This window comes from Nesterenkonia sp. NBAIMH1 (assembly GCF_007922635.1).
GTDB classification, from domain to species: domain Bacteria; phylum Actinomycetota; class Actinomycetes; order Actinomycetales; family Micrococcaceae; genus Nesterenkonia; species Nesterenkonia pannonica.
The window spans coordinates 2,142,191-2,154,735 of record NZ_CP042335.1 but is presented as its reverse complement, the minus strand read 5'-3'; the positions used below and the strand labels follow the sequence as shown (position 1 = coordinate 2,154,735).

At 67.0% G+C, this 12,545-nt stretch carries 11 protein-coding genes; 8 read left to right on the top strand and 3 right to left on the bottom strand.

Annotated features, from left to right (window positions below; genetic code table 11):
* Positions 1-54: 54 nt before the first annotated feature.
* Complete coding sequence (locus FS388_RS10310) at positions 55-1,098, bottom strand: universal stress protein (protein WP_146341336.1); 1,044 nt, start codon at positions 1,096-1,098, stop codon at positions 55-57.
* Between the two features lie 199 nt (positions 1,099-1,297).
* Between FS388_RS10310 and FS388_RS10305 the strand changes: the two genes are divergently transcribed.
* The 8 genes from FS388_RS10305 (at position 1,298) to FS388_RS10270 (ending at position 10,990) form a co-directional block, all read left to right on the top strand.
* Positions 1,298-2,944 (top strand): GAF domain-containing protein, encoded by a 1,647-nt coding sequence (locus FS388_RS10305; RefSeq protein WP_168198686.1) that lies wholly within the window; start codon positions 1,298-1,300, stop codon positions 2,942-2,944.
* On the top strand, positions 2,941-3,588 hold the full coding sequence (locus tag FS388_RS10300) for a response regulator transcription factor (RefSeq protein ID WP_146341334.1): 648 nt from the start codon (positions 2,941-2,943) through the stop codon (positions 3,586-3,588). The genes FS388_RS10305 and FS388_RS10300 overlap by 4 nt, the downstream gene beginning before the upstream one ends.
* 159 nt (positions 3,589-3,747) lie before the next feature.
* Positions 3,748-4,227: an Hsp20/alpha crystallin family protein gene (locus FS388_RS10295; protein WP_146341333.1), complete on the top strand. Its 480-nt coding sequence runs from the start codon at positions 3,748-3,750 to the stop codon at positions 4,225-4,227.
* Positions 4,228-4,232: 5 nt separating this feature from the next.
* Entirely contained in the window at positions 4,233-5,246 is a 1,014-nt protein-coding gene (locus FS388_RS10290; protein ID WP_146341332.1) for a universal stress protein, read from the top strand.
* A gap of 58 nt (positions 5,247-5,304) precedes the next feature.
* The gene (locus tag FS388_RS10285; RefSeq protein ID WP_146341331.1) at positions 5,305-6,831 is read left to right on the top strand and encodes an L-lactate permease; all 1,527 of its coding nucleotides are present in this window, start codon (positions 5,305-5,307) and stop codon (positions 6,829-6,831) included.
* Between the two features lie 168 nt (positions 6,832-6,999).
* Entirely contained in the window at positions 7,000-9,096 is a 2,097-nt protein-coding gene (locus tag FS388_RS10280; protein WP_210410185.1) for a heavy metal translocating P-type ATPase, read from the top strand.
* 8 nt (positions 9,097-9,104) lie between these two features.
* On the top strand, positions 9,105-9,407 hold the full coding sequence (locus tag FS388_RS10275; protein ID WP_146341330.1) for a metal-sensitive transcriptional regulator: 303 nt from the start codon (positions 9,105-9,107) through the stop codon (positions 9,405-9,407).
* A 101-nt stretch (positions 9,408-9,508) separates the two neighbouring features.
* The gene (locus tag FS388_RS10270; protein WP_146341329.1) at positions 9,509-10,990 is read left to right on the top strand and encodes a sodium:alanine symporter family protein; all 1,482 of its coding nucleotides are present in this window, start codon (positions 9,509-9,511) and stop codon (positions 10,988-10,990) included.
* 18 nt (positions 10,991-11,008) lie between these two features.
* Here FS388_RS10270 and FS388_RS10265 read toward each other — a convergent pair whose 3' ends face one another.
* Both FS388_RS10265 and FS388_RS10260 read right to left on the bottom strand, forming a co-directional pair.
* Positions 11,009-11,647 (bottom strand): A24 family peptidase, encoded by a 639-nt coding sequence (locus FS388_RS10265; protein WP_210410184.1) that lies wholly within the window; start codon positions 11,645-11,647, stop codon positions 11,009-11,011.
* On the bottom strand, positions 11,644-12,543 hold the full coding sequence (locus FS388_RS10260) for a type II secretion system F family protein (RefSeq protein WP_146341328.1): 900 nt from the start codon (positions 12,541-12,543) through the stop codon (positions 11,644-11,646). Before FS388_RS10260 ends, FS388_RS10265 begins: the two co-directional genes overlap by 4 nt.
* Positions 12,544-12,545 lie beyond the last annotated feature (2 nt).

The following is a 12,545-nucleotide window of genomic DNA, read 5'->3' as shown; positions in this document are numbered from 1 at the left end:
GGACTGACGCCTCAAACGAACGCGCGGCGCTGACTTAAGTGCAGGCCCTGACCGTCAGTCCTTGTGGGTGGGCACCACGAGCACGGGGCATGCTGAGCGGTTGAGCACGGACTGGCTGACCGATCCGAGCAGCAGCCCGGCGAAGCCTCCGCGGCCGCGGGTGCCGATCACCACCAGCCCCGCGGTCCGGGAGGCCTCGGAGACTGCCCCGGACGCTGACCCGTCGATGAACTGCCACCGCACGGCCACATCCGGGAACTTCTCAGCCACGTACTGGGCCATCTTCTGCAGGTGATCGGTGTAGTAGCGGCGCAGGCTGGGCAGCTCAAGGTTGTACTCCACCGTGTTGGGATACCAATGCACACCATCCAACGGAGCCGCAGAGAGCAGCGTCAGAGGCCGCTCCCACAGCTGAGCCGCCTGCGCGGCCGCATCCACCACGTCGGTGGAGGCGCTGTCGACGTCGACGCCTGCCACGACCTCTGAGTCGAAGTTGAAGTCATGGGAGACGTTGGAGAACCTCCGGCGTGTATGCCTTCGAGGCGCCGACTCCTCCATTGCGGTCATCGGCTCCTCCGGGACCCCCTCGGCGCTGGCGTGCTCCTGGGCCGGAGCGAGAAGCTCCTCCGTGGCTCCTGCTTCCCACTTAGCCGGTATGACAAGCGTCGGACAGTGGCTGTGCGCGGCCAGCTTCGCCGAGACGCTGCCCAGCATGCGCCCGGTGAACCTGTTCCGACCGCGCTTGCCGACCACCGCCACCTCAGCGGAGCGGCTCTCCCTGACCAGCGCTGCTGCCGGGTCGCTCTCCACAGCCAGGGTGGAGACCTCAACTCCGACTTCCTCCGCCTGCGCTGCGTACCCGTCGAGCACCTTCTGGGTCTCCCCCACCACAATGTCGAGGAACTCGATCATCGACGGCACATAGAAGGCATCCGTCACCACCGGGTACGCGAAAGTTCCCACCAGCCGCAGGGGAAGTCCCCGCTTCTCCGCGATCCGCAGCGCTGCGCGGAATGCTCGCTCGCTGTCGGGTGAGCCGTCCAGGCCCACCAGAACACCGGGGGTACGGCCCTCATGCACTTCGTTCGAAGGATTCATAGCCTGACCGTAGACCTCATGTCGGCCTCGCAGTAGGGTCTAAAGTCCCTCGACGTCCCTGCTCAGAAGGATGCCCGTAGAGTGTCGAAGCGGGTCCGGACCGTACAATGGGCCCCAGCCCGTCCCGTCCGAAATTGCTCATTTGAGGACCACGATGTCTGTTCCGCATTCTGGTGATGGCGCACCGAGAAAGGACTCGGTGACATGGCCGACGCCGCAGAATGCGGTGCCCGACTTTCGGCCTCAGACGGCGCAGCGACGGCTTCGAAACCTCGTGGAGGCAAGCCAGCGCGTCACCGGCGAACTGGACCTTGAGCATGTGCTGCGCCAGATCGCCGAATCGGCCGTGGCTCTCGTCGAGGCCCAGTACGGTGCACTCGGGGTGCTGTCCTCCTGCGGCGGGCTGGAGAAGTTCATTCACATCGGCATGCCCGAAGACACTGTGGAGCGCATCGGGCATCTGCCTGAGGGGCACGGGGTCCTCGGCGCAGTCATCGACAGCGCCTGCCCGATCCGGCTGCGAGATCTCAACACAGACCCCAGAGCGGTCGGTTTTCCCGAGAACCATCCACCCATGGACACCTTCTTGGGTGTCCCGATCACCATTGACGGTGAGACGTTCGGCAACCTCTACCTCACCAACCGTGCAGGCGGTCCCTTCACCTCCGACGATGAGGACCTCGTCACCACCCTGGCAGCCACCGCGGCAATCGCGATCAGCAACGCCAGACAGTACGGCGAGGCCCGCCGTGCCCAGCGGCTGAGCGAGACGCTCAACGAGGTCACGGCTGCGCTGCTGGCATCGCCGCACTATGACGCATTCGGGATTCTCACACAGCACCTGGCCTCACTCACCGAGGCAGACATGGCCAGCGTGATCGTCTCCGACGGTGACGACGAGGAGCTGCGCGTCCAGGATGCGTGGGGCACCGGCGCGGCGCTCGTCGAAGGCATCGGGCTCCGGCCCCACGACGGTGCTGTCCCCCGAGCGATGGACGGCCAGCCCAGCATCTCCTCAGAATCACTGGGCGAGCCGGGGCCGTTCGTCGCCGAGGTGCCCCAGGCCTCAGTGATGGCCGTGCCCCTGGAGGTCCAGGGACACCGTGCCGCTGCCCTGTGCGTCACCCGCGCTGAGCAGCGGGCACCGTTCGCCGCCGAGGACCTCACCCTGCTCTCGGAGTTCGCCGGCCAGGCCAGTCTCGCCGTCGCGCTGGCGTGGGCCCGAGCCGATCGGCACCGTCTTGAGATCGTCGAGGATCGCACGCGCATCGCCCGGGATCTGCACGATCATGTGATCCAGCGACTCTTCGGTGCGGGACTCGGTCTGCAGGCGCACGCCTCGGCACACCCCGAATGCGCTGACGCGATGGAGGAACAGGTCGCTCTCATCGATGCCGCCATATCGGATATTCGTACAGCCGTCTTCACCCTCCAGACCCGCTCCTCCTCCGACACTCCCAGGCACCGCCTCCTCAGTGTGGTGACCGAGTTCTCGGGGAGGCTGGCAACCATGCCGCGACTTGCCTTCGCCGGACCGGTGGACCTCGTCGTCTCCCGCTCGCTGGCAGACGACCTGGTGGCCGTCCTGCGGGAGTCGCTGACGAACATCGCCCGGCACGCGGACGCGAAGGCAGTCCGCATCGAGATCAGCGCCGCAGAGTCCGACGTCACGCTCACCGTCGACGACGACGGCGTCGGCCTCTCAGCCCACTCGGACCGGAGAAGCGGCAAGGACAATCTCGCTGCGAGGGCCCGCGCGCACGGCGGAGCATTCACCGTCAGCCCGAACGAGCTCGGCGGGACTCGAGTGCAGTGGACCGTCCCGCTGGTGAAGGAGATTCCATGACCCGGGTCTTCCTCGTCGACGACCACGAGATCGTCCGGCACGGCATCGCGCAGCTTCTCAACGCCGAGCCGGGCCTGGAGATCGTGGGCGAAGCCGCCGGGGTGAGGGAAGCCCTGGTCCGCATTCCAGCAGTACGCCCGGACGTCGCCGTGCTCGATGTCCACCTTCCGGATGGCAGCGGCATCGACCTGTGCCGCAGCATCCGCTCAGACCACCCGGACATCCGCTGCCTGATCCTCACCGGCTACGACGATGACGCGGCAAGCGTCGCCGCGGTCATGGCCGGAGCTTCGGGCCATGTCCTGAAGAACATCAGGAACCGGAACCTGATCGACGCGATCCACCGGGTCTCCCGCGGCGAGAACCTCATCAGCCGCGACCTAGCGGAGCGGGTGCGCAGGTCCATCGCGGACCAGCCGGCCAGCTCCGACGCCCCCGCCGGCGACCTCACCCTCCGGGAGTCTCAGGTTCTGCAGCTGATCACCGACGGGCTGACGAACCGTCAGATCGGGGAACACTTAGGGCTGGCGGAGAAGACCGTCAAGAACTACGTCTCGGGGCTGCTCACCAAACTGGGGATGCAGCGCCGCACGCAGGTCGCCGCGTACGGCGCCGCACGACGGGCCGGCCCTTCGTCCACGTAGCCGCGCACCCTGGAGCCAGGGCCGTGAGGGTCCGCTCGCGCGCGCCGGTGCCGGTGAGGCTGCCATGGGACCAAGGACCCTATGGCGAGATCGGGTCCTGGCGGAGAGTAGGCGCAGCCACCGCTGACCCTCGAAACCACCGAGAGCAGGAGAGAGCCCATGGCGGAGACCCTAGTGCGATGCGATCCCTTCACCGGCGCCGAAATGCCTCGCGTGGACGTCCCCGAGGCTGACATCCTTCGGATCCTGCGCGGAAAGCTGCACACGTTCAGCGTCCGCAGCGAAGACCGCGGCGCGATCGTCGTCGAAGCGCTTCTGCCGCACTTCGGGCCCGAGGACATCACGCTGACCATCAGCACAGGTCACCTGCTCATCCAGGCGGAGCGGTACGAAAAAGCCGACGAGAAGTATGCGGTTCGAGGAAGCAGCGGCTTCTATCGCAGCGTGACCCTCCCGCCGGAGAGCCGGGTGGAGAGCGCCGCAGCCGAGTTCTCCGACGGTCTCCTGAGGGTCACCGTTCCCCTGGTCGAAGAGACCGAGTGCTCCGTCAGCACGCCCCTCGCGTGGGCGGACCTTTCAACCGCACCATCACGTGGGACCTTGGACCCTACTTGGGCCGTTCTCCTTGGGGCAGGGTGAGCAGTATGAACATCGACCCGTACCCGACGCCAGAGCCCATCGCGTTCGAGCGCTCCTCCCGAGAGCTGGGTGTGGTCGTCGGCTTCGACGGCTCAACCCAGTCCATCCTGGCCCTCCACTACGGCGCCCTAGAAGCACAGCGCAGCGGACGGGCGCTGACAGTTGTCACAGCGTTCAAGATTCCCGTTCAGGTCTACGCAACCCTGGCGGCCCTTCCCGAGGAGTCCGACGCCACGCACGCCCTCGAAGCAGCCGCGATTGTGCTCAATGACGCGCGGCGCTACCTGCAGGGCTACCCAGGCAAAGTCGACTACCGCAGCGCCCGGGGCGACGCCGCCGGGGTGCTCAAGGAGCTCTCCCGGTCGGCCGAGCTCATGGTGGTCGGGGCCCGCGGCCACGGCGGCTTTCTGGGGCGCATGCTGGGATCAGTCTCCTCAGCCCTGCCGGCCCACGCCGGCTGTCCCACCATCGTTGTGCCCCGGCACTTCAAGGTGAGCGACGCGGAGGGCGCTGCCCGTTTCGCACCGCAACCGGACTCCCGTCCGGTGATCGTGGGGATGGATGGGTCTCGGCACAGCCGGGTAGCGGCTCTGCACGCCGCCCAGGCAGCGGATGACCGAGGCACGACGCTTCGGCTGCTGATGGCTCTGCCCGCCCTCAAAGGGTGGTTGGAGTGGTACCCCGAGCTGGACCCCCTGGGAGAAGGGGTCGTCCAGCGCAGGAAGGCTGAGCTGGAGCGTGATCTGCAGGCCGAAGCAGCATGGATCGGCACCCACTTCCCTCACCTCACGATCGAGGCGGCCGTCGACCCGGGCGATCCCATTGCCCAGCTGATCGCAGCTGCTCGTGATGCTCAGCTGACCGTGGTGGGCACTCGAGGGCGCAGCGGGTTCACCGGGGCACTCATGGGCTCGGTGTCCCGTGGGGTGGTGCTGCGGGCCGCCGGCCCAGTCATGATCGTCCCGGATCTGAAGGACGAGCGGCTCAGCGACCAGCCCGAGCCCCAGCAGCAGGCATGACGAGCGCCGCGGCCGCCGCGACGGCGAATATCGACCCGGCGGGCTAGCCGACGACGACATGCTGGCGCTTCTCGCAGCCGTACCGGTGCTGCTCGTCCTGGTGCTCATGACCGCTGTCGGATGGTCGGCCGCCCGTGCGGGGCTGGTGACGTCAGTCGTCACCCTCGCGCTCGCGGTGGCGGCGTTCGGCTTCGGGGGGCCGGCTGACCAGTTCAGCATCCTCTCCGGCACGGGTGGGGTGCTTGCTGAGGCGACGTTCATCGCCGCTGCGGTGGCTGGCATCATCGGACCCGCCCTGGGCATCCACTACCTCCAGCAGCGCACGGGCGCATCCGACCGACTGCAGGCGGGTCTGGCGCGCCTGCACCCGGACCCTCGGCTGGGGGCGCTCATGGTGGCATGGTTCTTCGCGCTCTTCCTTGAGGGCGCGGCGGGCTTCGGCACTCCCGTGGCGCTGGCGGCACCCTTCCTGGTGGCGGCAGGGTTCCCGCCGGTTCAGGCAGTCGTCGCCGCGATGCTCGGGCACGCCGCAGGCGTTTCGTTTGGCGCCATCGGCACGCCCGTGCTGGCCCAGAGCGCCCTCGTGGACTATTCGGGGTCAGAGCTGGCCAGGGCCACAGCTCCGTACCACGTCGTCCTCGGCGGCCTGCTGATGACTGCGCTGATCATCACCATCAGGAGTGCCCTGCCCGGCACCCAGCGGCTGTGGACGTGGGGAATCCTCGCCGCCGTCTCGTTCCTGGTTCCCTACGGCCTGATCGCCGTATTCATAGGACCCGAGCTGCCCACCTTGGGGGGCGCACTGATCGGCGTCGGGATCTTCGCCGCTGTCCTGCTGCGACGACGGAACATCGAGGCCGTCGCCACCGGCTGCATCTATGCGGAACGGTCGAGCCCGGGCGACATGCTGCGCGCAGCGTCCCCATACTTGGTCCTTGTTCTGCTGGTCCTCGGGACCCGCCTGATCCCTCCGGTCGTTGATGCCTTGGGGAGCGTGGTGGTCGAATGGGAGACCGGCCTGGGCTTCTCCGGCAGCGTTCAGCCCCTGTCCCATCCGGCGATGCTGCTGACGGTGGCCTTCGCAGCCGGGGCGGTCCTGCAGCGCACGTCAGGACGCGACGCTGCCCACGCGATCGTGACTGCGACCCGGCAGCTGGGCCCGGTCCTGGTGGCGCTGGTCGCGATGATCACCATTGCGCGCACGATGTCCCATGCGGGCATGACGAACGAGCTGGCCTTTGCGGCTGCAGGGATCGGGGCGGCATGGCCTCTGCTCTCCCCCGCGGTCGGCGCCTTCGGGACCTTCGTGACAGGCTCAGCGACAGCGTCGAATGTGCTCTTCACCGAGCTCCAGGCCACGACCGCGCGCGCGGCGGACCTTCCTGCGCTGCCGCTGCTGGGGGCGCAGGGATTCGGAGCCTCTGCGGGCAACATCATCTGTCCCCACAACATCGTGGCCGCCGTCGCGACCGTAGGGCTGACCGGTCAGGAGGGCCGAGTGCTGCGCTCCATATTTCCGCTCGCGGCACTCTACGTGACTCTTGGCGGCCTGCTGGCATTCGCCTTCGCCCAATGGCTGGGCTGATCACGAGGGCACATCGAGCGCACGGCATGTTCGCAGATCCAGCAGTTCGACATACCCCCGCCCCGTATACATCGATACCCCATTGGGGTATAGTCATAAAAGGACAACAGCACCCGGCAGCCAGGGATCGAACGGGCCGAGAGCCTGTGGGAGAAGGGTCAGGAACCCATGACAGAGCACGAGCACGCACACCACGGCCATGCCATGCACCATGAAGGCGACGCCGAGCAGAACCATGACGAGCACGACCACTCGGCTCATGCCGAACATGGTGGTCATGGGGATCATGGTGATCACGTCGGGCAGTTCCGCCGGCTGTTCTGGATCATGCTGGGGCTGGCAGTGCCGGTGGTGGGGTTCAACGAGATGTTCGCGAATCTGCTCGGATATCCCCTGCCCGAGGCGGAATGGGTGTGGTGGGTCTCCCCCGTCCTGGGCACCGTGATCTACGCCTGGGGAGGCCGGCCGTTCCTCACCGGGGCCGTCTCAGAGATCCGTTCCGGCAAACCGGGCATGATGCTGCTGATCGGGCTGGCCATCACCGTGGCGTTCATCGCCTCCTGGGGCGCGAGCTTGCACCTGCTGGACCATGAGCTGAACTTCTGGTGGGAGCTTGCCCTGCTGGTGGTCATCATGCTGCTGGGCCACTGGATCGAAATGCGCTCCTTGGCCCGCACCAGCTCAGCGTTGGATTCGCTGGCGGAGCTGCTGCCCGACGAGGCGGAGAAGGTCACCGATCAGGGCGTGGAAAAGGTCTCACCGGATGAGCTGGTGGTCGATGATGTGGTGATCGTCCGCCCCGGCTCCTCTGTGCCCGCTGATGGTGAGGTCGTCGACGGGTCGGCGCATATGAACGAGTCGATGGTCACCGGTGAGTCCAAGCCAGTCCGCCGCACGGACGGCGACCGTGTCGTCGCCGGAACTGTTGCTACCGATTCCGGCATCCGGGTGCGCATCACCGCCACCGGCGACGACACAGCTCTGGCCGGCATTCAGCGCCTGGTGGCCGATGCTCAGGCATCGTCCTCCCGTGCCCAGCGCATCGCCGACACGGCCGCCGGGTGGCTGTTCTGGTTCGCGCTGGTCGCAGCCGTTCTCACGGCTGCGGCCTGGATGCTGCTCGGCATGCCCGAGGCGGCGGTGGTGCGCACCATCACCGTGCTGGTCATCGCCTGCCCGCACGCCCTGGGCCTGGCGATCCCGCTGGTGGTCTCCATCGCTACCGAACGGGCCGCCCGGGGCGGGGTGCTCATCAAGGACCGGCTCGCCCTGGAATCGATGCGCACCGTGGATGCGGTGCTGTTCGACAAGACCGGCACCCTCACCAAGGGAGAGCCCACCGTCACCGGTGTCGAACCTGCCCAGGGATACGGTGAGAATGAGGTACTGGCCCTGGCCGCGGCAGCCGAGAGTGACAGCGAGCACCCGCTGGCCCGCGCCATCGTCGGCGCAGCGCAGCATCGCAGCCTGGAGGTCCCCGCTGCCGAAGACTTCTCCTCATCCCCAGCCGTCGGCGTGCGCGCCACAGTCCAAGGGAAGGCGATTCAGGTCGGCGGCCCCCATCTGCTCACCGAAAGCCGCCGGGAGGAGCTGCCCGTCGCCGACACCTGGCGAAGCGAGGGAGCGATCATCCTCCACGTGCTCGCCGACGGCGAGGTGATCGGCGCCCTGCGCCTGGCCGATGAGATTCGCCCCGAGTCCCACGCCACCGTCGAAGCCCTGCACGCCGTCGGCGCCGAGGTGGTCATGATCACTGGGGACGCCCAGGCCGTCGCCGACACAGTGGCGGCCGAGCTGGGCATCGACCGGGTCTTCGCCGGAGTCCGCCCCGAGGACAAAGCCGCCAAGGTCCAAGAGCTCCAACAGGAAGGGCAGAAAGTGGCCATGGTCGGCGACGGAGTCAACGACGCCCCCGCCCTGGCCCAAGCCGACGTCGGAATCGCCCTCGGCGCAGGCACCGACGTGGCCATCGGTTCGGCAGGGGTGATCCTCGCCAGCTCCGACCCACGATCGGTGCTTTCGGTGATCGATCTCTCCCGCTCCAGCTACCGGAAGATGAAGCAGAACCTATGGTGGGCCGCTGGGTACAACCTCATCTCCGTGCCGCTTGCCGCAGGAGTGCTCGCTCCCATCGGGTTCGTGCTGCCCATGAGCATCGGTGCGATCCTGATGTCCGCATCCACCGTCGTCGTCGCCCTCAACGCCCAGCTGCTGCGCCGCCTGGACCTGCGGCCCGACGTCTCCACCCGCAGCCTCACCACCTAGGAGCCACCATGCCAACAGAGACCCCCACCGGCCACGGCTACATCAGCGACAAAGACCGGTACCTCACACGCCTGCGGCGCATTGAGGGCCAAGCCCGAGGCATCCAGCGCATGGTCGAGGAGGACACGTACTGCATCGACATCCTCACCCAGATCAGCGCGCTGACCTCCGCCCTCGAGAACGTCGCTCTGGGACTTTTGGACGACCACCTCAAGCATTGCGTCGCAGACGCCGCCAGAGCAGGCGGGGCAGAGGCCGACGAGAAGATCAACGAAGCCTCTGCGGCGATCGCTCGTCTCGTGAAGTCCTGAACCCGCGAGCGGCCGTCCACGGCCCTTCGACCGGCTGAGGCACTTCGATAGACTGCGCATCCGGCCTGACAAGGGGCTGGTCCGATTCTTAGGGGTATGAGATGGACGCGCTGGTGGACACGCTGGAAGCCGTGGAGGATCCGGCCTGGCAATGGGTGGGCATCCCCGTCATCACCATCGCGGCCCTGTACCTGACATTCGGCACCCGCGTGGTGCAGCTGCGGCACCTGCCCAACATGTTTCGGTCCATCACCCAGCGCGCACAGCGGGACGACGGCGGACGCACCCGGTCACTCTCAGCCTTCCAAGCCTTCGCGGTGACCGCCTCGGCTCGGGTGGGCACCGGCAACATCGCCGGCGTATCCGGGGCGATTGCGATGGGCGGTGCCGGTGCCGTGTTCTGGATGTGGGTGATGGCGCTGTTCACCGCCTCAGCGAGCTTCGTCGAATCCACGCTGGCCCAGCTCTACAAGACCCGCCGGTTCGACACCTTCAAAGGCGGGCCCGCCTACTACATCCAACGCGGGCTCGGCTCCCGCAAGGCTGGCATGGTCTTCGCGGTGCTCTTCATCTTCTGCTTCGCACTAAGCTTCACCTCACTGCAGGCCAACACCATCGTCGACACCGTCACCGGTGCTGCCGCGACCGCCGAGATGGGTGACGAGGCGACTCTCACATGGGCACTCGCGATCATCCTGGTTCTCCTGACGGGCACGGTCGTCATCTTCGGCGGGCTGCGCAAAGTGGCCCAGGTGGCCCAGAACGTGGTCCCCCTGATGGCCACTCTCTACCTGGTGCTCGGCATCCTCGTGGTCATCATCAACATCGACCAGCTACCAGCTGTCATCTCCTCCATCTTCAGTGAGGCCTTCGACTTCGGAGCGATCGCCGGTGGAGCCTTCGGTGCGATGATCGTTGCCGGCGTTCAGCGCGGCATGCTCTCCAATGAGGCCGGCATGGGCTCAGTGCCCAACGTAGCCGCCACCGCAGACGTCTCCCACCCCGTCAAGCAGGGACTCGTGCAGACGCTCGGGGTGTACTTCGACACCTGGCTGATCTGCTCGATCACCTCCTTCATCATTCTCGTCACGTACGCCGACCCCATGGAGGCGGACGCGAACGTCGGTGCCGAACTGACACAGAGCGCGCTGGAACAGGCCTTCGGAGTCTTCGGCGCCATCGCCTTGGCAGCGATCATCTTCCTTGTCGCCTTCACGTCCATCCTGGGCAACTACTCCTACGGCGAGGCCAACGTCCTGTTCTTCTCGAGCTCGGAGACGGTCCGGAAGACGTTCGCCGTGGTGCTCACCGCCGTCGTCTTCATCGGTGCCACCATCGCCGTCGACCTCGCCTGGGCCATCGCCGGAGTCGCGATGATCATCATCGCGCTGTTCAACCTGGTGGTCATCTGCATCCTGTCGCCGAAGGCGTTCAAGCTGCTGCGGCACTACGAGGACCAGCGCAGGCAGGGGCTGCAGCCCGTCTTCACCGACACCGACCTGCCGGAGCTGAAGAATGTCGAATGCTGGGGCCGGGAGGACGTCCAGTACTACGTGGACGAGCGCTCCGCCGCTCGGACGTAGTCACCCGAAGACGGGAGCTTAGGCCAGGAGGGCTGCGGCCAGGGCCGCGCCCAGCACCATGGACGGTCCGAAGGGAATGTCGACGCCCTCACCCCGGCGCCGCATGAGCACCACGATGAGGGCGACGACTCCGTTGAGGATGAATCCGAGCAGTGTCCCCGCGGCGAGGTGCGTCCAGCCGAACCAGCCGAGGAAGAGGCCAATCACGGCCGCGAATTTCACATCGCCGAGTCCCAGACCCGACGGGGCGATGAGCGCGAGCACGAAATAGCCCAGCAGGAGGGCCAGTGCGGCTAGCAGACCCCGACCAAGACTCCCCCATTCCCCCTGAACGGCCGCGGCAGTCGTCAGCGGCAGCACCAAAGCCGCGAACGTTCCGAGCACCAGAGGGTCAGGCAGGCGCCGCTCTGCAAGGTCGACGACTACCAGCAGAGAACATCCCACACCGGCGGCGGCGAACGCCACCAGCTCCGTAGTGCTGCCGGCCAGCCATGCGGCGCCCGCACCGGCCAGAGCTGCGCACGGCACATGCGCGCGCATTCTGACCCAGACTGACCCGGCCTCGTCATAGGCCCTCACGGTCGGGGTGAGGAGCCAGGCGGCCAGCGCCGCGACGATGGCCGCGACCAGCAGAGCCCAGAGCGGGTCCACCGTCACATGCCTCCGAAGGTGTCGGCGATGTTGATGGCAGCCGGGCCCATGACCACGATGAAGATCACCGGAAGGATGAACAGCATCAGAGGCGGAAGCACCTTCACAGGGATCTTCTGAGCCTTCTCCTCAGCCCGCTGCCGGCGTTTCAGGCGCATCTCATCGGCTTGGGTGTTCAGCACTCCAGCAATGGAGACCCCATAGGCGTCGGCCTGGATCACGGCGCGGACGAACCGGCGCAGGTTCGTCACGGTGGTGCGTTCGGTGAGGCTCTCGAATGCCTGCCGCCGCGAGCTGCCCATCTGAATGTCCTGCAGGGTGCGCACCAGCTCCTCCGCGAGAGGCCCCTTGCCGTTCTCGGCAGCGCGCGCCATGGCAGCGTCGAAGCCGAGGCCCGCCTCCACCGCGATGGTCATCTGGTCCAGGGTATCGGCGAGCTCCAGCTCGATCTGCTGGCTGCGCTTCTGCCCCTGACTGTTGAGCAGCAGCTCCGGAAGGAAGTACACGACGACCGTTACCAGCAGAGCGATCAGAACCGTCAGAGGCGCCGGGCCCGAAAGCATAATCAGCACGTTCAGCACGAGGGCCGTCGGAATCCACAGGAGCTTCAGCGTGAGCAGCTTCTCCAGGGTCCATGCTGCGGGCCGCCCGGCCAGCGTGTGCTGACGGTCCAGCACGTTGACGACCAGGTCAGGCGTCATTCTCCGGGCCAGCGACACGGAGGCCCGGCCTGACCTGGTGCTCTGGTCGTCACTGGTGGCAGCTATGAGGCTCACGCCGCCGCGCCGCAGGTTGGCCCGGGCGCCGCGGCGGACCGGGTCCACTGCAGTCCATATGACCCATGCGCCGAGTCCCGCGGCGAGCGCGGCGCATCCGGCGGCTATCAGAACGATGTCAGGCATGG